The sequence below is a fragment of the Lactococcus allomyrinae genome, assembly GCF_003627095.1.
In the GTDB taxonomy this organism is placed as follows: Bacteria; Bacillota; Bacilli; order Lactobacillales; family Streptococcaceae; genus Lactococcus; species Lactococcus allomyrinae.
On the sequence record NZ_CP032627.1, the window covers coordinates 676,338 to 701,386 of the forward strand.

15 protein-coding genes and 1 pseudogene are annotated in these 25,049 nt (G+C 36.3%); 14 read left to right on the forward strand and 2 right to left on the reverse strand.

The features are described from left to right. The first annotated feature begins 194 nt into the window (after positions 1 to 194). The 7 genes and pseudogenes from D7I46_RS03315 (at position 195) to D7I46_RS03345 (ending at position 12,721) form a co-directional block, all read left to right on the forward strand. Positions 195 to 4,211 (forward strand): vWA domain-containing protein, encoded by a 4,017-nt coding sequence (locus tag D7I46_RS03315; RefSeq protein WP_120771589.1) that lies wholly within the window; start codon positions 195 to 197, stop codon positions 4,209 to 4,211. A 165-nt stretch (positions 4,212 to 4,376) separates the two neighbouring features. After that, complete coding sequence (locus D7I46_RS03320; RefSeq protein ID WP_240424482.1) at positions 4,377 to 7,016, forward strand: sensor histidine kinase; 2,640 nt, start codon at positions 4,377 to 4,379, stop codon at positions 7,014 to 7,016. Continuing rightward, positions 7,006 to 7,722, forward strand: coding sequence for a response regulator transcription factor (locus D7I46_RS03325; RefSeq protein ID WP_120771591.1), 717 nt, complete (start codon positions 7,006 to 7,008; stop codon positions 7,720 to 7,722). The genes D7I46_RS03320 and D7I46_RS03325 overlap by 11 nt, the downstream gene beginning before the upstream one ends. Positions 7,723 to 8,142: 420 nt before the next feature. Beyond that, entirely contained in the window at positions 8,143 to 8,223 is an 81-nt protein-coding gene (gene kdpF, locus D7I46_RS13770) for a K(+)-transporting ATPase subunit F (RefSeq protein WP_205570831.1), read from the forward strand. 12 nt (positions 8,224 to 8,235) lie between these two features. After that, a complete protein-coding gene (locus D7I46_RS03335; RefSeq protein WP_120771592.1) occupies positions 8,236 to 9,981 on the forward strand; it encodes a potassium-transporting ATPase subunit KdpA in 1,746 nt (581 codons plus the stop codon). A 9-nt stretch (positions 9,982 to 9,990) separates the two neighbouring features. Next, positions 9,991 to 12,056, forward strand: a pseudogene (gene kdpB / locus D7I46_RS03340) (potassium-transporting ATPase subunit KdpB). A gap of 38 nt (positions 12,057 to 12,094) precedes the next feature. Next, entirely contained in the window at positions 12,095 to 12,721 is a 627-nt protein-coding gene (locus D7I46_RS03345) for a K(+)-transporting ATPase subunit C (RefSeq protein ID WP_120771593.1), read from the forward strand. A gap of 100 nt (positions 12,722 to 12,821) precedes the next feature. Here D7I46_RS03345 and D7I46_RS13820 read toward each other — a convergent pair whose 3' ends face one another. After that, entirely contained in the window at positions 12,822 to 13,421 is a 600-nt protein-coding gene (locus tag D7I46_RS13820) for a MucBP domain-containing protein (protein WP_120771594.1), read from the reverse strand. Continuing rightward, entirely contained in the window at positions 13,406 to 14,380 is a 975-nt protein-coding gene (locus D7I46_RS13825; protein WP_338033594.1) for a MucBP domain-containing protein, read from the reverse strand. Before D7I46_RS13825 ends, D7I46_RS13820 begins: the two co-directional genes overlap by 16 nt. A 474-nt stretch (positions 14,381 to 14,854) precedes the next feature. On the opposite strand from D7I46_RS13825, the gene D7I46_RS03360 reads away from it, so the two are divergent. From D7I46_RS03360 to D7I46_RS03390, 7 genes are all read left to right on the forward strand, one after another. Then, positions 14,855 to 15,265, forward strand: coding sequence for an ArsC/Spx/MgsR family protein (locus D7I46_RS03360; protein ID WP_120771595.1), 411 nt, complete (start codon positions 14,855 to 14,857; stop codon positions 15,263 to 15,265). A gap of 49 nt (positions 15,266 to 15,314) precedes the next feature. Beyond that, entirely contained in the window at positions 15,315 to 15,761 is a 447-nt protein-coding gene (locus D7I46_RS03365; RefSeq protein WP_120771596.1) for a hypothetical protein, read from the forward strand. A 578-nt stretch (positions 15,762 to 16,339) separates the two neighbouring features. Continuing rightward, the gene (locus D7I46_RS13245) at positions 16,340 to 18,283 is read left to right on the forward strand and encodes a SpaH/EbpB family LPXTG-anchored major pilin (RefSeq protein WP_162930825.1); all 1,944 of its coding nucleotides are present in this window, start codon (positions 16,340 to 16,342) and stop codon (positions 18,281 to 18,283) included. Positions 18,284 to 18,308: 25 nt separating this feature from the next. Continuing rightward, positions 18,309 to 21,692 carry a prealbumin-like fold domain-containing protein gene (locus D7I46_RS03375; RefSeq protein WP_120771597.1) on the forward strand — a complete coding sequence of 1,128 codons (3,384 nt, stop codon included), beginning with the start codon at positions 18,309 to 18,311 and terminating at the stop codon, positions 21,690 to 21,692. Next, positions 21,676 to 22,371, forward strand: coding sequence for a pilin N-terminal domain-containing protein (locus D7I46_RS03380; RefSeq protein ID WP_120771598.1), 696 nt, complete (start codon positions 21,676 to 21,678; stop codon positions 22,369 to 22,371). The genes D7I46_RS03375 and D7I46_RS03380 overlap by 17 nt, the downstream gene beginning before the upstream one ends. Before the next feature lie 230 nt (positions 22,372 to 22,601). After that, positions 22,602 to 24,374 (forward strand): sortase family protein, encoded by a 1,773-nt coding sequence (locus D7I46_RS03385; RefSeq protein ID WP_240424484.1) that lies wholly within the window; start codon positions 22,602 to 22,604, stop codon positions 24,372 to 24,374. 50 nt (positions 24,375 to 24,424) lie between these two features. Then, positions 24,425 to 24,931, forward strand: coding sequence for a helix-turn-helix domain-containing protein (locus D7I46_RS03390; RefSeq protein ID WP_120771600.1), 507 nt, complete (start codon positions 24,425 to 24,427; stop codon positions 24,929 to 24,931). The last annotated feature ends 118 nt before the right edge of the window (positions 24,932 to 25,049 follow it).

The window sequence follows — 25,049 nt, forward strand, 5'->3', positions numbered from 1 at the left end:
AATAGATAAAATCTTTAAAAAGTCAGTAAAATTAAGGTTTTATCCATCATCGATATTTGCATATCATTAGGTAAATTAAATTTTATATGAGATAATTCTAATTATAAGTTAATAAAATGTATTCATTAGATGACGAAAATATTAGAGAAAGGAAGAATTAGTGTTAAATTGGACATTAATTCAAGTAAAAATCCATGAGTAAAAAAAGATTTAAAAAGTCAATAAAGCTTTTTGCGATTCTGGCTCTGGTTCTCCCCTTATTTAGCGGATTTGGTACAATCAGAACATCAGGAGAAACATCTGGTGCGATTAATCCGAATTATCAAGACCAAGAATCTGATATTGGAGGAAGCGGACGACCTTTGGCAGCTAACACTTGGAAAGTTGCTGACCATGAACGGGTTCTGAATCATACAGGAAATACTATAAGAGGAATAAATAATTTTATAACAAATGCACCTGATGCTTCAGAAAGTGATTTTCCAGAAATAGGCTCAAGTAATACATTAGATAATACCTGGATTCAATATGGTACAATGTCACAACCAGAATTTGATATCACTCAATTTGCTAAAGAAACTAAAACTCCTGGTCTATATGATGTCTTCACTCATGTTAAAGGCTATCGGCATGTCTTAACCAAGCCGCTTGATGTTATTTTAGTATCAGATTTTTCGGCGTCTATGGATAGTCAATCGCGTATGAATTATTGGCGAGGGGCAGTCAACGAATTTTCAAACTTACTAACCAATTATGAGGGAGTAAAAGCGGACGATGTTCGAGTGGGACACGTTGCTTTCGGGTCAAAAGTATATAATACAGGAAACGATGCAAATACTGCGACCTACTTTAATTTGAAAAATTATGGTCAGGCTGCGGAAGATTTAAAAAGGATTGCTAATCCTCAACAAACACCGATTTCGCTTTCCTCTAATTATACGTTCACTCAAGCTGGACTTCGTGCAGCTCAAAATATGTTTGACGTAACTGATGGAAGTCGTGAAAGGATTGTTATCTTACTGACAGATGGGATTCCGACGTTTTCTAATTCAATAACGGCATTTGATAATAAAAATTCTAATAATACTATAGATATTGGTGAAGTTACAGAAACGACTGGTGAAGGGAACTCAACAATACGTGATGGCGTCCCAGCGGCACAGACTCCATCTGGTGCTAATACTACTGTTGCAGGTAATGGTAATGGATACAATAATTCTGGGCGTATTATTGATTGGTCTCAAGGAGTTAATGGTGGCCTTCGTCCTAGAAATGCTGTAGGTTCTAGTTCTAGTAACCCTCAGTATGACAATGTTTTTCCAGCGACAATCTTTCAGGCAGATAAGATGCAGCAAGATGGAATACAACTTTATGGTATTGGGATGAACATTGCTGCAACGAATACTAGTGGAACAGAACGTGGTTTTAATATTGAAGAGGTAAAAAAGAATTTTGAACGTCTAGTTGATGGAGAAAATTATGATTACGAAAGCAATGAATCAAAATTTACCAATTTTCCTGGTGGAGATTTTCATCTTATTTCTCAGAAATTGTCCGGTATACTTCAAGATCATTTAAATACTGTTAACAACGGGCAAATTAATATTAAAATTGGCGAACAATTTAATCTTGAATCAAGCAGTGTTAAAGCCAACTTAGTGGGAACTGGAGGAAATATTGGTGCTATAGATACTTCTGCTAATGATTCTATAGTATTATCTGATATCAGCTTAGGAGCTAATCAGGAAGTTCAAATTTATCATCAAGTACGAATCAAGACTGAGGATAAAAATTTTGTTCCAGAGCAGTGGTATCATATCTCTGACCCTGTAGCTACCCAATTTGTAAATAATACCAACTCTGTGAATAGTAGAGCTGAAGCGCTATTTGCGGTACCATCGGGTAATGCTCCTGGTGTGGATTTGGATTTTGCTAAACATTGGGTTGCTAATCTTGAAAGCATTCCTAAACAATTAGAGCTGGTGCTGGGCCGTTCTACAGAAAATGGAATTTCTGACTGGGAAAAATCAGTTTTATTAAGTAGTGAGGAAGATTGGAGAGCTTCACTGTCTAAACTTCCGAAATTTAGTAATCTTGGACTAGATTTTAATTACAAAGTTAATAATGAAATATTTTCTGATGAAGATAAGAATCTGTCTAATGTTTACCAGTGGGATGTAACTGGTACTACAGATATGACAGTTGTCAACACAGAACGTTTCCGTTTACAGTTGATTAAGACTTCCAATCATACTAATAAACCATTAGCAGGGGTAGAGTTTATCCTGAAAAATAGTGAAGGAAAAGAGGTTGCGCGTGATAGGACAGGTGAATCTGGGGAGATTCTTTTTGAAGATTTCCGATTGAACTATGGAGAAGAATATCGCTTGTCTGAAACAACGCCAGCGGGTCATAAACCAACAGAACCGTGGACAATAAGAGCAGAAATTAAGGAAGGAAAACCTGTAGTATTTGTTGGGGATGAGAAGGTAGAGTTGGATGCTGAGAATAATAGATTTGTTCTTACACTTAATATCACAAATGAGATTAATGTTGAAGCATTTAAAAATTCTGTAAAAGTTGATAAACGAGATGCAGTAACTGGGCAATCAATCTCAGGAGCACACTTTAACCTATACCATCTAAATGCGCTTAGTGATGATTTAGCGGATTTGACAGCTTTGGAAAGTTTTGATAATTTGTTACCTGGGTTGTATGCTTTACAAGAAGTTGCAGCACCAAATGGATATTTCCGTAATGATGAGGTTCAATATTTCAGAATTGATTTTGAGGGTGGATTTACCGCGATAAATGCTGAGGGTGAAGAAGTGCCGTTTTTAGAGGAAGCAGAGATTGGGCAAAATGGTTTTATCTTTGAAAAAGATGAAGAAAATAATCCTATACTTACCCTCATCTTTCATAATCAAGCTGCTCCTCCACTCTATCTTGAAGTAACAAAATGGGATGCTGACTTTACTTCTCCATTAGCAGGGGTGACTTTTGAACTGACAAAAGTTGGAAGAATCAATGGAGAGGATGGAAATACAAGTGCAAGTGAACCTGTTACTCCTTTGAGACTTTTTGATAGTGTAGCTTTGGATGATACTGTTTTATTAAAATCAAATGATTCTGGACATTTATCGCCTTTGGACGATGAGGGAAATCTGATAGAAAATGCAGACCCTATTGAATTAGATTATGATACAGAGTATCAACTAGTTAAAAAAGATACTGTTGGTTTATTCCCAAACTTCGGAGAATTGAGCCAATGGACAATTAAAACACCGACTGCTGCAAAAGTACAGGAACACGCTAATGCAAATAGTGCTATAACTATCTCAGGAGATGACCTAATTGAAACACCTGATGAAGCTATCTCTGATTCTGTTGTTCATCCGCCTTCTCCTGTAGGCTATGTTTCACTTATCACAACACAAAATGCAGATTTCAAACCAATGGTAAATCTAGAATCTAATGCAAGGGCTGCTTTAAAGATGTCACGTAATACTGAAGCATCAGCTTATGTTATTTCTTTTGAAGTTCATTCAAATATTACACATCCGTTTACGATTGAGAAAGTTGATGCAAGAACTAATGCTCCTATGGATACACAATTTATCTTACGATGGGTACAGAGATTTGTTCCTGCGACAGATTTTGATTCACTGAAGACTTTAAACCTTGAGGATTTAGAACTTTCTGGAGGGGAAGACGAAGATAGTGAAACAGAGGTAGATGTATCGACGGGTGCTACACTTTCAACGGTTAATGGTTCTAAAACACTGGATCATATGTCTCGGGGGAATCTTTATATTATTAGTGAGGATACTCCACCAGCTGGCTATCAGCCAACTAACACAGTGATTGTTGCTTATATGGATGAAGCTCAAGGTTATAGTGATGTAGCAGATATTCACATCCGCTTAGCCCGTCGTTCAGCTAATAATCCTAATCTTTTAGAATTTGGTGCCTTGGAAGAATTTCCTGAATATCGTGGAACTCTTGATGATAAGATAGGATTGGTTTTTGCTAACTTTGAACTTGGAGAACCTAATGATGGTAATGGAGATAATGACGGTAATAATGAAGATGTTAAGGATGAAGGAAGTTCAAAATTACCTAGTTTGGGAGTAGTTAGTGCTGGTATCACTGGTATAGGTGCCTTGGTATTGATTGCTACTTATCTCATGAAGAGATACCTGAAGAAGTAATTTAGTGTTTTGACTTCACAAATTTTTAAAAGTTTGCATAATAATTATTATGCAGGCTTTTCTTTTAGAGGTGATGTTGTGAGGCGTGTATTACAAAAAATAGATTTATAGGCTAACTCTTTGAAAATAAATGCTATAATATGAGCAACTAAATATCAGGGGCAAATGATGAAAAAAGGAAAATTACGAATTTATTTCGGTTATGCGGCTGGTGTTGGGAAAACTTACGCTATGCTTGAAGGGGCGCATGAAGCCCAAAAAGATGGAATTGATGTGGTGGCTGGTTATATTGAACCTCATGCACGACCTGAAACCATGCGATTGCTGGATGGATTGGAGAAATTACCGACTAAGAGTTTGATTTATAAGGGAATTAAACTTCAGGAATTTGATATTGATGCTGCAATTGTAAGAAAACCGCAAATTATGCTAGTTGATGAGTTGGCACATACTAATGGTTATGGGTCACGGAATAAGAAAAGATTTCAGGATATTGAGGAGTTACTTCGGGCAGGAATTGATGTTTATACAACGGTGAATGTTCAGCATATTGAGAGCTTGAATGATGTTATTGAAAAGATAACAGGAATTCGTGTGAATGAAAGGATTCCTGATGATATTTTTGATGAGGCTGACCAAATAGAATTAGTTGATATTGAGCCGTTGGATTTGCTTGAACGTCTTGATAAGGGAAAGATTTATCAAAAAGCTCAAGCCTATCGTGCAATGCAAAATTTCTTTACAGAGGAGAAGTTGATTGCTCTTCGTGAGATAGCATTGCGCAAAACAGCTGACCAAGTGAACCATAGTGCGGTTCGCATGGATAAAAATAGAAATAGTGCTTATACGAAAGAGCATGTTTTGGTCTGTGTTTCTCCTTCACCATCAGCACTGCACGTGATTCGATCAGCGGCACGTTTGGCGATGGCGTTTAAAGCAGAATTTACGGCGCTTTATGTGGGAAATGCGGAGACTGAATCTTTTAGTGACGAAGATAAATTGAGGTTACGTCAGAGCTTACGGTTAGCTGAACAGCTAGGAGCAAAGGTTTCGGTTGTTTATGGGGATGACCTCCCTCAACAAATCGTAGAGTATGCCAAGGTGAGTCATGTGTCAAAGCTAGTAATAGGTAAAAGTGCGGAACAACCATTTTGGCGAAGGGTGAATATTGTTGATTTTTTAAGTCAGACGGCGCCTAATTTAGATATTTATGTCATCCCAAATGGGAGAGCACTGGAGGAGACATCACATCGAAAGTTTTATCAACTGGCAAAACTACATTTTTCTGTCAGCGATTTATTTAAAACTTTACTGATGCTTGTCATTGTGACGGTAGTCGGTCTGGCTTTTCGATATTGGAATTTCAGTGTTGCAAATATTATTACAATCTATATCTTAGGGGTTCAGATTAATGCTGTGCTGACAAAGGGAAGAATTTTTAGCGTTATTTCGTCAGTGCTTTCAGTGCTTTGTTTTAACTACTTTTTTACTGCTCCTTATTTCACTTTTGTGGCATTTAGTCCGAATTATCCAGTAACTTTTTTTATCATGCTTGCTGCAGGGTTAATTACAGCAACATTGATTAAGAGGATTCAGGAGCAAGTGAGAGCTTCTGCTGAGAAGTCTTATCGTACGGAAATTTTACTTCAAACCAATAAGGAATTGGCACAATCTGATTCGGTAGTAGATATTTTAGAGGCTACAGCTTATCAAGTTGAAAAATTGTTGGAGCGTGATATTGTTGTCTATCCTGTTGAAGAAGGCGTACTTAGCGAACCACATTATTTTGCTACGGGACAGTCTAATCGTACATTAGCCACTTATGAATCCTATAAGGAAAAAGGCGTAGCTGAGTGGGTGATGCATAATAACAAGCGAGCGGGAGCAACAACGAGTACTTTATCTGCTTCAAAATATTTGTATCTTTCTATTCGAGGTAAAAATCAGGTTTTTGCTGTGATTGGAATATTAATGACTGAAAAATCTGAACTGGAAGTTTTTGAAAAATCAGTCGTTTTTGCGATTTTAGGTGAGGCTGCACTAGCTTTGGAGAAAGAAATTTTACGTGAGGAGCAGCAGAAAACGGAGCTTAAGATGCAACAAGAGCAGCTTCGCGCTAACCTACTTCGTGCGATTTCTCATGATTTGCGGACACCACTGACAAGTATTTCAGGTCATGCAAAATTACTGATGGAATCTGGTCAAAGTCTGGACGAGCTTCAGAAAAATGAGCTTTCAGCGTATATCTATGATGATGCGATGTGGCTGATTAACTTAGTCGAAAATCTGCTCTCTATCACAAAATTGGATGGTGATGTGGAGTTGCAGCTAACAACAAATATCATTGACGAAGTGATTGAGGAGGCTTTGAAACATGTGGATAGGCATTTGAGTCAACATCAATTTAGTTTGGAACTATCATCTGAGGTGTTGACTGCGAAAATGGATGCTTCTTTAATGATTCAAGTATTAATCAATATTATTAATAATGCTGTAAAATACACGCCTGTTGGCTCAATGATTGTGCTAAGCACACAGCGTTTGGACGGAAAAATGGTGGTAGAAGTTGCTGATGATGGGGTTGGGATTAGAGATGAAGCAAAGTTGAAAATTTTTGATTTATTTTATACAACAGGAAATCGTCAAGTGGATTCAAAACGTGGTTTAGGTCTTGGTCTATCCTTGTGTAAGAGTATTATCGTGGCGCACGGTGGTGAGATTTATGCACGAGATAATTATCCAAAAGGTGCAATTATTGGTTTTACATTACCTTTAGTGGAGGTTGTTTTAGCAGATGGAGAATGATGTGATTAAAATTTTGATTTGTGAGGATGATCCGTCAGTCAATAAATTATTGTCTTTAACGATGGAAGTTGAAGAATATGATTATACGGCGGTTCAGACGGGTAAAGATGCTTTACGTGAGTTAGTAACGCACCGCCCTGATGTATTGATTTTGGATTTGGGACTGCCTGATATGGATGGTCGTGAAATCATTGAAAAAGTGCGCGGTTTCTCACAACTACCGATTATTGTGGTGAGTGCGCGCGGTGAAGAGACGGATAAAATCGGTGCGTTAGATGCGGGTGCAGATGACTATTTGACGAAACCTTTTAGCACTGATGAGTTGTTAGCGCGTCTGCGTGTGAGCTTACGACGAGCAAAATTTGCTGACAAGAATCTGTCAGCACTGACAGAAAAAACAGAATTTATCAACGGCTGGCTGCGAATAGATTTTTTGTCAAAATGTGTATTTGTCAATGGTGAAGAGATCCACCTGACTCCAATTGAATACAAATTACTTTGTCTTTTGTCTGAAAATATTGATCGTGTTTTGACTTATCATTTCATTGTCAAGGAAATTTGGGGTTATTATGAGGAGGATTTTTCGGCTTTGCGTGTCTTCGCTAATACATTGCGCAAGAAAATTGAACTTAATCCAGCACATCCTAAAATTATCCAAACGCATATTGGCGTAGGTTATCGAATGGTTAAAATTGATGAAAAATGAAGCCAAGGCGGAATGCGAAATTTGTCATTCCGACTAAGTGCTTTAGTGATGGAGCGAGGAGCATGAGAGGACGGAGATTGTGCTACTTTATCCGCAGAGATCGAGAATTAGTACGTACCTGCTTTGATAAGATAAAAACTTACTGACAGATTTTTTGTCAGTAAGTTTTTTTAGCCCGTCAGTGCTGACAGGCTTTTTTATCTCAAAAATAAAATCTTTATATCATCTTTATATGACTTGGCTAATCTTTATACCAGCTTAATTTTTAAAATGTTAGAATGATTTCGATATCAAAGAGGAGGATAATGTTTTGATGGATTTATTGATGCTTATAATATTTGTGGTGCTTTTTGCACTAATTTTTGGTTTGATTACTTGGTGTAATCATCAGATGAAGAGAAATTAGAAAGAGGTGTTGAAGTGTTTATTGTTTTGGGGATTATTATTATTTTATTGGCCTTTTATCTCTTTTATGCGCTGATTCATCCAGAGCGGTTTTAGGAGGAAAATGAGATGCTACAAAGTGTTTTTGTTTTAGTAATTGGGGTTTGTTTAATGCTCCCTACAGGAAAATATCTTTATCATATTGCAACGGGACAACGCACCTTTGCTGATTCAGTGATGAATCGTGTGGATGCGCTGATTTATAAGTGCATCGGGGTAAAAAAACAAGGGATGACTTGGAAAAAATATGCAATTGCATTAGTTTTGACCAATGCGGTAATGGCTTTTTGGGGTTACTTGATTTTACGGGTGCAGGCTTTGCCTATTTTTAATCCAAATGGAATTTCGGCGATGGAGCAAAGTTTGAGCTTTAATACTGTAATTTCTTTTATCACCAATACTAACTTGCAAGACTATGCTGGAGAGTCAGCTTTGTCTTATTTAAGCCAGATGGTTGTGATTACTTTTATGATGTTTACATCAGCTGCATCAGGTTTTGCGGCTGCAATGGCATTTATTCGTGGTTTGTCGGGCAAATTTCAAGATATGGGAAATTTCTATGTTGATTTTGTTCGGATTATTACGCGCGTTCTTTTACCTTTTTCAATCATCGGCGCATTGATTCTTATCTCACAAGGAGTTCCTCAAACGCTCATGCACACTTTGACAGTGACAACTTTGGAAGGAAAATTTCAAGATATTGCGATGGGGCCTGTTGCAGCGCTTGAAATTATCAAGCATTTGGGAACGAATGGTGGTGGATTCTTCGGGGCAAATTCAGCTATGCCTTTTGAAAATCCAAATGTGCTTACTAATCTTGTTGAAATGCTGTCAATGATGCTTTTACCTGGTTCAATCCTTGTTGCTTTCGGACATATGGTTGCGGATAATCAATCTGTGCTGACAGAACGTTCTGAAAAGCTGTCAGTAAATGACAAAACTCAAAAAATTAAAAAAGTTTGGCTCGGAAGACAAGCACGCCCGATTTTTATTGTCATGAGTGTATTGTTTATCGCTGGTCTTATTGTTATTCTCTGGGTAGAGTCTAAAGGAAATCCTATTTTACAGCATATTGGTCTTAGTCAGTCTATGGGCAATATGGAGGGAAAAGAAACACGATTTGGTGTGACAATGTCGGGACTTTTTACTGAAATTACAACAGCATTTACAACAGGCTCAGTCAATAATATGCATGATACATTGATGCCATTGAGTGGTGGTGTTGCTCTAGTAAATATGATGTTTAATGTCATTTTCGGAGGTAAAGGTGTTGGATTGATGAACATGATTTTATACGTTATCTTGGCTGTCTTTATCTGCGGTTTGATGATTGGGCGCACACCTGTATATCTTGGGAAAAAAATTGAGGGAACAGAGATGAAGCTGACTGCAATGGGAATCATTGTGCATCCGTTTCTCATTTTAAGTTTTTCGGCACTGGCTGTTTCACTTGCCGCAGGTGTTGCGGGAGTGAGCAATCCGGGCTTTCACGGTTTGTCACAAATTATCTATCAATATACTTCATCATCAGCTAATAATGGGTCAGGTTTTGAAGGTCTGAAGGATAATACTGCATTTTGGAATATCACAACAGGATTTGCCATGTTCTTTGGACGGTATGTGACTATGATTATTCAACTTGCAATCGCTGGTTCATTGATGATGAAAAAACCAGTCAATGAATCACAAGGAACGCTAAAAACAGACACAGGCACTTTTACCATTGTGCTATTTGTCATTGTCATTGTGATTTCAGCTTTAACTTTTTTACCAACTTTAGTTTTAGGGCCGATTGCTGAATCTTTAACTTTGTGAGGTGTTATGATGGTTTCAAAAAATAAAAAATTATTAAATCGGGAAATACTGACAAGCTCTATCAAAGGAGCGTTTATCAAACTCAACCCAATGTATATGATAAAAAATCCAGTGATGTTTGTGGTTGAAATTGGTTTTGCGATTACGTTGATTTTATCTATTTTTCCTGATTTGTTTGGCCCAGTGAGTCGTTCAACACAGATTTACAATAGTATCGTAGCCCTGATTTTGCTACTGACAATTCTCTTTGCAAATTTTGCTGAATCCGTTGCCGAAGGGCGAGGCAAAGCACAGGCTGAGAGTCTGAAAAAAACGCAAGAAAATATGAAAGCACGACTTGTTGGTACTGACAGAAATTCTGTCAGTACTGACGAGAAAATAATTGATGCTTCTGAACTGAAAAAAGGCAATATTATTCTTGTCAAAGCAGGCGAGCTTATTGCAAATGATGGCGAAGTCATTGAAGGGATAGCTTCTGTTGATGAGTCGGCCATTACGGGTGAATCAGCACCTGTCGTCAAAGAATCAGGAGGAGACTTTGCTTCTGTCACAGGAGGAACAACGGTTTCAAGTGACTGGCTTAAAATCGAAATTACATCAAATGCTGGTGAATCCTTTATTGATAAAATGATTGCTTTAGTCGAAGGAGCATCGCGCAAAAAGACCCCCAATGAAATTGCTTTGAACACGCTTCTTGTCAGCTTAACAATCATTTTCTTGATTGTCATTGTGACACTTTATCCTATTGCAAATTTTGTCCATGTGAAGCTTGCTGTACCTACTCTAATTGCATTGACCGTTTGTTTGATTCCAACAACGATTGGTGGCTTGTTATCTGCCATCGGAATTGCTGGTATGGATCGTGTGACACGTTTCAATGTGATTGCTATGTCAGGAAAAGCTGTTGAAGCGAGTGGAGATGTTGATACCATGATTTTGGATAAGACAGGAACAATTACTTTTGGTAATCGAATGGCATCTAAATTTATACCTGTTACTGGAGTAACGTTGTCAGCACTGACAGAGAGTGCGGTGCTGACATCATTACAGGATGAAACACCAGAAGGAAAATCCATTGTCAAACTGGCTGAGGAGCAAGAAGATAAAGAATTTATGACACCTGCTGATATGACTTTTGTAGCATTTACAGCTCAAACTCGAATGAGTGGGGTGGATTTTCTGACAGGACGGACGATTAGAAAAGGTGCGACAGATGCGATTACCGCTTTTGTCACAAAACGTGGGGAAGAATCCCCTCAGACTTGAAAATAATCACTGACGAAATTTCATCAGCAGGCGGCACACCATTGACCGTTGCCGAAAATGATAAAATTCTGGGTGTTATTTATCTAAAAGATACCATCAAACCAGGTCTAGTTGAACGATTCGCGCGTTTGCGTAAAATGGGTATAAAAACAATTATGTGCACAGGCGATAATCCATTGACTGCCGCAACCATTGCCCAAGAAGCAGGTGTAGATAGCTTCATCGCCGAATGTAAACCAGAGGATAAAATAGAAGCTATCAAAGCAGAGCAAAATAAAGGAAAAGTCGTTGCGATGACAGGGGATGGGACAAATGACGCGCCAGCATTGGCTCAAGCCGATGTAGGAATCGCTATGAATTCAGGAACGAGTGCTGCCAAAGAAGCAGCAAATATGGTTGACCTTGATAGCGATCCCACCAAAATTCTTGATATTGTTGAAATCGGAAAACAATTACTGATTACACGCGGAGCATTGACCACTTTCTCCATTGCCAACGATATTGCCAAATATTTCGCCATCATTCCAGCGATGTTTATGCTAGCGATTCCAGAGATGCGCGTGCTCAATGTCATGGGACTTGCGACTCCGTCAAGTGCAATTTTATCGGCTCTGATTTTTAATGCCATCATTATTCCTATTCTGATTCCACTTGCGATGAAAGGGGTCAAGTACAAACCCCAACGTTCCGAAAAAATGTTGACACACAATATGCTCATTTATGGATTAGGCGGAGTAATCGCACCATTTATCGGCATCAAAATCATTGATTTTATTATTGCGCCACTTTTGCATATGATTGGACTTTAAAAAATACTGATTGTCAGTGCTGACAAAAAGGAGAAAATATGAAAAAATCACTTACAGAAATAAAAACACCATTCTTAACTACATTCGTGTTCATTGTTATTTGCGGTCTATTCTATCCATTGCTTATGACAGGATTAGGTCAAACACTCTTTCCCCATCAAGCTAATGGCAGTCAAGTTATTGCTGACGGAAAAGTTATAGGTTCGTCATTAATCGGACAGGAATTCACAGCGCCACAATATATGAAAGGACGCCCTTCTGCTGTAAATTACAATACCTATACCGCCAAAGAAAAAGAAAAAGGAATCTACACAGGAGTGTCATCAGGTTCTCAAAATCTTGCTCCAAGCAATCCAGCACTTCAATACCGTGTTGAAAAAGATCAAGCTGCGTTTCTCAAGGCAAATCCGACAATAACAAAATCACAAATTCCGACGGATTTACTGACCGCTTCTGGTTCAGGCTTAGACCCAGACATTAGTCCAGAAAGCGCGCTTGTTCAAGTACCAGAGCTATCGAAAACAACAGGATTAAGTGAAAGTAAATTAAAAGAAATTGTCAGAAAAAATACTCAAAATAAATTACTCGGATTTCTTGGAGAAAAAACAGTAAATGTTCTATCTGTCAACATTGATATAGCGAAGCTCTTATCCCAAAATCAATAAAATATAAAAAATCACTAAGAATTCTTAGTGATTTTATCTCGTCGTATTCTCCAAAGAGAAAAACAGAAATTCAACTTATTGCATATCAGCTTTACTTAGTTTATTTATTAATAAATCGTGCTTGTATTTTTCTAAATAACAGTACCCCCAAACTAATAACTATCAAAGTACCACCAAGGACCAAAAGAAATTCAGAAGGAGAATCTCCAGTAGTAGGTAATTTTTTATTTTCAACTTTTTTATCTATACTCTTGTTTTTATGAGTATCCTTTTTTGAGGGAGAGGTAGGGATAGATGGCTTTGGATCAGATGGCAAAACAGCATCTTTTTTATAAATATAAGTTATGTTTTGAGTTTGATGAGTGAATTGTCCATCAGGATTTCCGTGAATTTCTTTAAAAGTGTAGCCATCAATATGTTTTTGTTCTGAAGAGTAGTTTTCACCAACATCACCAGATAAGATTATAGATTTTGAGAGAGTATTTCCAGCTTCATCCACATAGTTAATGATGACATTTCCCTTATCTGGCAATTTATCACTAACTTTTATCGTAGCCACAGCACTATATATCCCATGATTTTCCGAATTCGAAAAGAAATTAGGAACGCCTCTTGTATAGCTCACCTTATATATTCCCGCTTTGCTAGTATCTACATCACCACTAACAATAATATTTGAAAAATCTACAGGATTCCCCAATAATCTGTTGCAGAATCAAAATTATCTTGAGCGCACCAATACTCTCCGACGATCAAGTTTGAATCATGAACAATAATACTAGAAAAATCTTGATTCATACGATAAACATAAATTACTGTCTGGGCTTGGTCAGTAAAAGTTCCATTTGTATTTCCTTGCACCTCTTTAAAAGTATAACCAGAAATATTCTTTTGTTCAGTTGTATAAGTATCTCCAATATTTCCGTTTAAAGTTTCAGGAGTTGCAATTTCCTTGCCATTCTCATCTTGGTACAAAACAGTAATATCTTTACCAGATAAAGCAGGATTTAAAAATTGAAATCGTCCCATGATCATTGATGGATTTAGCTCATAAAACCAGTCTTGAATACTCCAATCATAAAAAATAGAATATTGGCCCATAACAGGGAACATCGGTTGATTTAACATATTATTGTTTATAATATCATCCTTTTTAGGAATCAATGGAGCAGTAATACTAACAAATGGATTGGTACCGTCAGACTCAGGACTGGTGAGTGTTCCATTTAGAGTCGCCTTAACACCTTTCAATTCACTTAGTGGAGGCTTTGTATCTGTATAGTTAATGCCATCAGTCGTATAAGTCATCTTTACTAAAGGTAAAAAATTGCTACTTCCAGACAAGGTAGGGTAATCTGCAAATGTAAACCATTCATTTCCAGATGCATCAGCATTAGTGAAGCTACTCCATAGTTTATTAGTCAGTGCTCCATTACTTGTTGCAATGAGTTGCTCCTGAATATAAACGGTAGAAGTTGTTCTGAGATTAATATCAGAAACTTGATTCCAAGAGATATTTCGATAATTATTACCATCAAAAGAATAATAAAGAGCAGCACCGAAATTTGGTGTATTCGCCTGTACTTTTGGACTTCTCCAACCGGTGAATGCTACAAATAGAAGCAATACAGCTAAAGACAAAATGTGTTTTCTTTTCAATTTTATAAGACTCCTTTATTTAACTTGTTGGTCTTTTTCATGACTAACATTAATACATGATTAAATTTTATCATTTGAAGTAAATTAAAAGATATCTTTTTGTTAAAGTTGGTTTTATTTAATTAACTTTTATTATGTATTTTATTGATTGCATTATTTTGTTTTTATATTGAAATATTTTTTTAAAACATAAGCTCACAAAAAGAAATATAAATGATTTGTACTATTTCAAATAAAAATATCAAGATTCTATAAAAAACTTATAAAATAAAAATCACTGAAGTCGTTAAAGTATCACTTTAAGAACAAGTAATATAGGCTTTTATAGTAAAAATAGCTTAGATTCTATCAGAAACAACATCTAAAAAACTTGCAAAAACGATAAGAAATATGTAAAATTAACGTAATCATAAGATAACGTATTGTTAAAAATGGAGAATATGAATCACCTATAGAAGAGTGAGTAGTTAATATATGAGCGACGAAGTGATAAAAGTCTATTATTCAGTAGGAAGAAAAAGTGCCACTGTCAGAAAATTAGAAAAGTGGTTTCAGATGCATCAAATGGAATATCAGCTATTAACCTTTGGCTCTCTGACCCAAAAAGAATTGCTTAATATTTTATATTTAACAGATCAAGGATTTTCAGATATCATAAGATCAAAAATAAAAAATCCAAGCCTTAATAAACTTTTGAATCAAGCAATTGATAAATATACTGTGCCGGAAATGCTTGACTTTTTGTTGGAACATCATTATTTATTAAAAAGTCCAATTGCAATTAAAGACCACAAACTCCAAATAGGATATAACGAAGAAGAATTGCGCCAATTCATTCATCGAGAGCGTAGAATAGTAGAACAACGCTATCATTTCAGTCAGTAAATGAATGATCTAGCTTTTGCTGAGTTAAGTCACTAATTGTGGAGAAAATATGGAAACAACACCCAAGCAACGGTACAAAACACAAATTGCTCCTTATCAGTCATGGATAAATAGTATTATCCTCCCTTCAACATTAATCATACTCTATCTCTTTACTCTGGTAGGAATTAAGATAAATGTTGTTGGAACATTTATATTTATTTTTGCGGTAATCACACATCTTAACTATAAGCGAGCAGAAGTACCAAAAATCTGTTACACTGCACCTATTTTATATTATGTCTATAATGTTGTATCTATTCCACTCATGATTTTACTTTTTATATCTCCAAATGAAATTATTTTATCTGCGCTTTTATCTTTGATAACCATCATTTTATTGATTTTGGTTATCGTTTTCTATTATATTTCTGCAAGCGTGATTAAAAAGCAGTACCCAAATCTAAAAAATGACTTTAGAAAAGCCAATATTGAGTACAAATCAAGTAAAAAATAAAAATAAAGCACAATAAAAAACCTCTCGTATCTTCGAGAGGTTTTTTTATTAACAAAATAAAACTTATTTAGCGTATGAAAATAGCAAAAAGGCTAATTTAATTAGAGTTTTATATCAAATATTTATACGAAAAGCCATAATTTTTCTGAAAGAAAATATAAAAACATAAGATAAAAACAGTAATGCTTATTACTACCTTACAAATACATTATATAACAATTTATAAATATGTCAACAGTTTTGCAAAAGATATATAAGAAATCAATAATTAAAATTGTGAAAAAATTAGAATTCATAGATTCGGAATTTGTGACGATTATTTATTTTTAAATGGTTTTTAAGACTAACTCTATTATACCCTAGAGTTTTTGCTTTCAGAAAAATTATGGTTTTCTTGAAAGAGTAATAAAAAAAGAAGAAGAAAGGCGAATGTCTACTACACAAGGAATAGAAAGGAGAAATAGGCAGAGAAAGAAACAACATACAAGATGAGTGAAAAAATTATTTCACAAAAACAATTCATTGCTAAAATCAAATTTTGATTAAATTTTGATTAATTATTTATTGGAGAAAATTAAATGAAAAAAACACTTAAGCAAGCAATTTTTTCAAGAATGATGGCTAGTTCTACAATTCTTATTCTTGCGAGCGGAGCTGCAGTACCAGCATTTCAGGCATATGCTACGACGGACAGTGCCTCAAATCTTTCCACTAATCCCGTCGCAGATTCTACAAGCGACCGTTCATTGACTATTACCAAATATCAAATTACGGAAGCTAACCAATCTGGCATTAATGGAGATGGAACTGGCGGTACAGTAAATCTTCCATTACTTCAAGGAGTTGAGTTTAAAATTCAACGTGTTTTGCCAGTAAAAGACGGTGCACAATTAGTTAATCCTGCACTTCAACATGAAGGAACAGACTATACGATTGATTCTAGCTTTACAGCACAAACAGGAACAACAGGTTCAGACGGTAAAGTCAAATTTGATTTAGGAACAGGCACTGACAATGATGGAATCTATCTTGTGACAGAGGTTGATGATTCAGGAGCTATTGATCCTACAACAGGGAAACCTGTTACAGTTGTGAGTCCAGCTGCACCTTTCTTTGCTTATATTCCACAAACAAATCGCGGAACACAATCAGGACTTATTTATGATGTCCAAGCTCAACCTAAAAACCAAATTATTGACGATATTCATCCCGTCAAAAATGTTGGAACAGAGGATGGTAAAACAGATTCATTAGTAGCAGGAAATAACTTTAACTGGTATCTAAAAACAGATATTCCTGCAGGTCTTTATTCAACAGCAACGAAAGATACTTCTTTGCAAGTACGAGATAAAGCTGGAAATGCTGTTTACTACGCGGATGGTACTCCTGTAACGGTTGCAATCAAAGCAGGAGATCCACTTTATTATTCAGCATCAGATGCTTTTGCAGCAGCAGGTGGTGTGCCTATTTACTCGAATGGTTCAAGCACGGCTCTTACAGTAGCTGATTTAGCTCCTTCAAGCCTATATACAATTACTGACCAGATGTCTAATCAACTAACGGTCAACTCACAAAAAATGCAATATCAAGATGCCTCTGGTGCATGGGTTGATTTAGAATCTAGCGACTATACTTATGCAACTACGGGTAAAACAACCCTTACATTCGAATTAACAGAATCAGGACTTGCTAAAGTAGCAGCTTCAAAAACAGCAGGCGGCACACCTCAAATTCGTGCGGTTGTTAACACTAAGGTTGATGCAAATTGGGATGGGGTCATTGAAAATAACTTCACAGCAACTTATCAAACCCCTACAGAAGCAGCAACTCCAACAACCCCTCCAGTTAATCCCCCAGTAACACCACCGGTTACCCCTCCAGTTACCCCTCCAGTCCCACCTACTGATGTTACTCCACCACCAGGAGAAACGCCTAAATATTTTGATGGCGGTTTTGATATTGTAAAAGAAGATGCTTCCACTAAAGCTGAACTTGCTGGTGCTGAATTCATGATTGCCACGAGTGAAGATAATGCAAATGCAGGAAAATATCTTGCATCTGATGGTAATTCTTATACAACAGCAGATACATTACCAAGTGGTGTAAGTTTCTTGACCTCTACATCTGATAGTAATGGACACGCAGCTTTTGATGGATTACCTTTGGTCTTTAATGACGGCAACGGCAATGGTATTCTTGACTGGACAGACAGCAACAGTAATGGAATCATTGACCCAGGAGAACTTTCAGATGGAGACACTGTTCAATCTGATTACTGGGTTGTTGAAACAAAAGCTCCAACAGGATATGAACTTTTAAAAACTCCGCAAAAAGTGACAGTTAATGACACAACATCGAATGATTCAACAATAGAATTAACAGTCGCAGACCAAAAATCAACAGATTTACCATTTACAGGTGGAGCAGGACAAGTATTACTCGTAACTCTTGCACTTGGTTCAATTGGTATTGGTACAGCGATTATTGTAGCGCGTAAAAAACGTCAATCAAAGGAAGCATAATTTTTAGAGAAAGGAGACAGCAGAAGTGAAGAAAAAAGTAGGTACTTTTGTAGGAATGTTGATACTTCTTTTTACAGCACTGTTTCCAGCCGCTAATGTATTTGCTGTAGGAACATTGAACGTAGATGTTAATGTCTCGAGTATGATGAGTTCTACATTATCTGGGCAAGATGCCCTATATCGTATGGATTTCAAAGTAACAGGGATTAATACGACGTATAATAATGCTAAATTAACAGTCAATGTTCCAACAGGTTTTAGTTTAGATACTACCAATATGCCTTTAAATAGTATTGCGATTAATGGAGTAACACCTGTTTATGATACTACAACTAATACTTTAACCTATAATTTAGGGACGGTTAGTTCTGGATTAGATTATTCTTTGGTCTTAAAAGTAGCAACGACTAATGGTTCTACTCCGAATGGAACGTCACTAACATTAGCTGCTAAGTTTACTGCAGATAATTTTGATGGAAATGCAACCGACAATGCATCAGTGACAGTTACTGCATCTAATACAATCAGTACATCTAAAACAGCGGCTTCAATTACAGATTCAAGTGGTAAAACTATCTCACGTCCTCCTGCAACCAATGACCTCATTAATTGGCAGATTAAAGTTGCAGATATTAATAAAACAACGGGTTTATTGTATCTTAAAGAAGGATCTAATATTGTAGTGGTAGACACTCTTCCAGATGGATTGACTTATGTTAGTGATGATTCTGGTGGTGTGTATAATGCTTCGAATAATACAGTTACTTGGACTTTTGGAGCACCAACCATTGCTCAACAACAAGCAGCAACAGGAGATTTATATAATAAGACAATCAATGTAAAAACGATGATATCTAGCACAACTAATTTCTCAAAACTGACTAATAGTGTGAAAGCAACTGCGACAGACCTGAATGGAACCCCCGTAACAAATACTTCATCAGCATCGGTTAGTATGGGATTAAGCGATCCGTCTGCTCCAGAAGTACCTTCAGGAAATATTTGGGCGTTGCAACATGGTGCAAATGCAGCTGCTGGTTTTTATCAAACACAGTGGACTCAAGGATCAAATCCAGATCCAACGCTTTATAATGATCAAACTTGGGCGACAGCTTTTAATATTCGAGATAATGCGGCTAATAGTCAAACTAAAGATATGACTTCATATGTGGCTTACTATTCAATCGACCCACATTTGAACTTAAGTTCTTTGTATGTTCCAAGTTATGTCTTAGCTTACGATGCAGCTAACAACCCGAGCACGGCTATGGTTGGTGCGCAGCATCCTAATATGGATATTTATATTACAGTAAATGGGACAGAATACAAAGCAGTCACTAATGCGACAGATTTAACAACTTACCAGATGAGTGCAATCTTTACTCAATTGGGATTACCTCAAGATAGCCATGTTTCTAATGTGAGATATAACTACAATTATGCTCCCGCAGGAATGTATGCGAGTAATATGGCATTAAATTTCACGATACAAAGTGGTTATGTGGGGAAAGTCACAAATACTGTGGTTTATAAAATATCGGGTTATAACGCTGCAGGTCAACCAGTAACCATTGATACTACATCTAATTCTACAAACCCTAGTAATGCTGTTGGAGCAAGAACAGCAGAAATAGTTGCTCGTCCAGTGCCGAGTCCTCCAGTGGCAACTTCCAAGATTAGTTTCGACACAAATAATAATGGGGTGGTAAATCTAGGGGCTAATCGTGTGACAGGTAATTTTGGAAATATCAACACATCAACTTCAAATATGAACGGCCCATTTACAGCAGTGGTTATCTTACCTAAGGGTGTAACAATTAACACGGCAAATCCTAGCTATCAGCTAAAGAGTGCGATTGGTAACTCATGGGATAGCGCAACGACAGATGGAAATAATGCTAATGGTACTGTTAAAATACTTTCTACAAATTATAACAGTACAGGGCAGGAACAAATTTTAATTAGTTGGACAAGTGATAGTATTTTACAACCAGGCCAAGCTCTATGGTACGGCTTTAATGTAAACATAGACAGTACAGCCTCCTCCCCTATCCAACTCTATACTTTTGGGTCATCAAGTGATACAAACCTTACAGTTCCTACTGCTCCAAGCAAAATAACGGATTCGTTCTTGTTGATAGATAACGGTTCAGATGATATTGCAAAAACAGCAGATATCAATAATAATGGTAGCAGTACAGATAAGTTGGTTAAATCAGGCAATCAATATACGGTATTGAGTAACTATGGTTTAAATGTTCAAAAGCAAGTACAGGGGAATTTGGATTCAGGATATTCTACCTTTGGTCATGTTTCACCTGGTGGGATAATTAATTATAAAATAGCATTAACTACACGTAATCCAAATCAGACACTTACGAACTTTGTCTTTGTAGATGTACTTCCATCTGTGGGAGATTTAGGGATTACGGACAATGCTGCTCGAGGTTCTCAATTTACTCCTATTTTGACGGGACCTATTAGTTTACCTAGTTCTTGGAATAGTCATGTTACAGTTTATTATTCTACAGCTAAGAATCCATCTCGTTCAGATTTAACGGCTAATGTGGTCTATCCTGATACAACGACTCAATTGACAGATCCGAGTGGAGTTCAGACAGCTAATTGGCAAACTGCTAGTCAAGTAACGGATTGGTCTCAAATTCATAGCTATATGATTAAACAAAACACTGGGGATACGTGGAGTAATATTTCTAATTTGATTTATACTTTCACGATGCAAGCTCCAACAGTGGCTCAACTTATCTCAGCAGGAGAAACAAATGCTCTTGCAACTAATGTGTCAGGAGACCCTACAAGCAATCCAACAAATCGGGCAGCTTGGAATTCCTTTGCTTATCAAGAAAATACTTCCCAAGTTATTGAACCAATCAAAGTTGGGGTTGCAATGGAAAACTATACAGGTGATGTATACTTGCTTAAATTTGAAACAGGTACAACTGTGGATACAGATAGTGATGGAAAACCAGATATTGACTCTAATTATCATTTGACTAAGGGAAATCCTTTGGCTGGTGCAGTCTTTGATTTGGTTGATGCGAGCGGAAAAACAGTAGGAACTGCAACAACAGACCAATACGGTCAAATTCATTTTAGTAATGTTTGGTATGGAGATTATACTCTTGTAGAAACAAAAGCTCCTGCAGGATATGAACTTTTGAAAAAACCAATTCCTGTTACGGTTTCATCATCAAATAATGGTGTTACAGTAGCATTTGCAGGTGATAGTCCACAAACCATTCTTCCTAGCACAGGAGGTGATGGTTCAAATCAAGTGCCATTAATCGTAGCAAGTAGTTTAGGACTTGTAGGACTGATTACGGTAGGTGCAGGATACCTCATCCAAAACAAGAGAAAGAAAGGAGAGGAAAATGATGTTATTGAATAAAATAAAAATTTCAACTGCTTTTAAAATATTCCTATTCATTTCGTTTCTCTTTTTCAGTTTTGTCTCTAAAAACTTGACCTTTGCAGACACATCAATTCCTGATACGTCATTGACAATTGTGAAATATAAACTTTCTGAATCACAGCTTCAAAATTCTAATTTGCCGAAACAGCCAACAGGTTCGATTTTGGGAGCTAATGAAGCTAAAGATTCATCGGGAAATGATTTAACAATAATGTCAGGGGTTCAGTATCAGATTGATGAAGTCATCCCAAGTAATGATGAGAATGTACCGTTTGAAATTGCTCCTAACAATCATTCTCAAGTGATTACTACAGATGATGAGGGACAAGCAACGATTACGCTTCCAGCAGGAATCTATAGAGTAACAGAACTTCAAGGAGCAGGGGTTCAGAATCCTGCAGCTCCTGTTATCGTTCAACTTCCAATGACTCTACAAAATGGTCAGTTTTTGAATCACGTTTATCTCTATCCAAAATCTAGTGTCATATCTGCTCAAAAAGAAACAACACCTTTAAGAAATAAAGAGATAAGTAACATTCCGCAAACTTCTGGAAGTGAAAGTTCTTTATATCCTATTTATATTGCTTTAGTCATAGTGATTTGTGCAGGATTATATGGTGTATTTATAATCAAATCTGAACATTACACTAAATAATGATAAAAAGGAGGAAGAGTAGGACAAGTGTCATGATTAATTTTAAAAATTTGCGTGCTCTGATGATAATACTCTTACTATTTCTTTCTCCTTTTTATCTATCTTTTTTAACAAGTTTTTATTGTTGAATTCTATATTAACGGTTATCACAGGAAGAAATTCTTCTTGTGGTAATGAATGAGATAATATTTGTAATTATTTTATTCATTACCACAAGAAAGAGGGGAACGATGAGAAAGAAAAAAATTCCAGTATTGTTAATTGCCGCAATTGTCTTTATTTTTGTTGGTATTGGTGCATTAGTGTATCCTATTGTAGGAGATTATTTTGCGAATCAACAGCGTTCAACAGCTGTTGCTCATTATGATAATCGATTAGAAAAAATTTCTAAATCAGATATTGAACAGAAATTAAAGGATGCTCAAGAATATAATGATAATATTTTTGCTCAGCAGCAAGGTGAAATCGCACCTTATCCTAATATTAAGTATAAAAACACAATTAATCTTGATGGAGTTATGGCAACACTAGATATTCCAGCGATTGATATTAAAAATATGCCTGTTTTTCATGGTACGAATGAGTTGACTTTGAATGATGGATTGGGGCATTTTCAGCCTTCATCAGTTCCGATTGGAGGAAAGAATACCCGTGCTGTTATTGCAGGACACTCTGGGTTACAAAATCAGGTATTATTCACAAATGTACGAAATCTTCAGGTAGGAGATATTTTTTATATTAATGTTTTAAAGAAAAAATTGGCCTATCAGATTCAATCTATGGATGAAGTTCTCCCTTCTCAGGTAGATAAAGTCAAGATTATTCCTGGTAAAGATATGGTTACTTTGGTTACTTGTACTCCGCCAGGAATCAATACTTATCGTCTTTTGGTAAATGGAGTTCGTATCCCATATAGTAAAGCCCAAAAAGCAAAAGTAACTCATAGAGATTTGTTCAGCTATACTAAGGTGGTTATTGCTTCACTGAGTCTTTGTGCCCTTTTATTTATTGTTATTTTGATTTTATACCGTGTATTAAAAGGTCAATATAACCAAGCAGTTAAGATGATGAATCATGGGAATATAGAAACTTCAGAAAAAAGGTTGCGTAGATTATTTAAAGCAGTCAAAATCCTTTTTATCACGCTAATTATCGTGATGGTTGGAGTTTTGGGATTTGCCATTTATGGTTACACACAGATTCAACATCAGAGGCAGATGAATAGTATTGATGTAGGAAAAACAGAACAGCTCTCGAATTATAATTTGGATAAGATTAATCGTGCTAATTATACAGAGTCAGATGTCACATCTGTTGGGATCGGAAATTATGCTGAGGCTAAGATAAATTTTAATCAGACGGTCAATGATTGGGGTGTAGGGAAAATAGTGATTCCTAGTCAACAAATTAATCTTCCAATATTGGCTGGGATGAATAATGATAATTTATTAAATGGTGCAGCTACGTATAGTGTTCAGCAACAGTTGGGAAAGGGAAATTATGTTTTGCTTGCACATAATATTCCTAATAACAAGGGAGAGTCAAGTCCAGTTCTTTTGGGAAAAATCAATAAATTAAAAAAGGGAGATGTGATTTATGCCTCAGATTTCAAAAATGTTTATGTTTATAAAGTTACAACAAATCAGGTCGTTAAGGAGACAGAAACACAATATATTGAACAGCCACAAGATAGGGGAGGTGAGGCGGTGATTACTCTCATTCGTTGTGAAGGTGGAATGGGCACTCAATTTCGTCGTGTTGTTCAGGGAGATTTGGTGAAAAAAGAGTCAATAAGTCAACTAAATAATCAAGACTTAAAGGCTTTGGGTATGAGTAGGATGGCATCTAAGTTATCTAGTGAAATATATACTGGTCCTAGTTATTCGTCAATTACTGTTTTAGGGATGAAGATTGCAGCGGCTATTATTAATAATCCGATGCAAACTCTTATTCCTATTGTGTTACTTTTAATGGTTCCTATTCTTTTTTTAAATTTACTTTGAGTTTTGTGTTAGAAAAGAAGTGATAGGAGTGATAAAGGAGTCAGAGATTTATGGGCAATCTGGAAAAACAAAAAGAAATCAATGAACGAATAAAAGCGATTAAGAAAGTCATCCAGCGTTATAGAATTCCAATTTTAAAGCTTTCAGAAAAAATAGATTATCCAGGAACGATAGTGGCTGACGTTTTGTTTTTTAGAAAAAAAGCTGGGGATGATTTTTTGGAAAAAGTTGAAAAAGCATTGGAGGGGATTGTTAGAGAAAACAGAAGCTTGAATACGATGGCAAAGCAACATGATAGAGAAGAAAGAACTAAGAATTCATTTGAAGACTTAGGATTTTTAGACTCAAAAGTTCCAGTAAAGTTTGGCGTAAAAATAAGACGTATTCGCTATACTTTGAAATACTCAAAAGAAGAATTTGGTGAAAAACTTTCTCCAAGTCTATCAGTTTATACTATTGATGAAATGGAAAACAATCAATTTGTTCCATCACTAAGTTATCTTATCCAAATTGCAGATATGGGAAATGTGACATTAGACTGGCTCTTAAGGGATTAATAGGCTCTTGGTAGCTATTTGAGGAGTAGGAGAGAATGATTGATTTCTGTCAACAGTTTTAAGTTAAAAAACAGTTCAATAGAGCTGTTTTTTTATCATTTACGGAAATTATGGAACT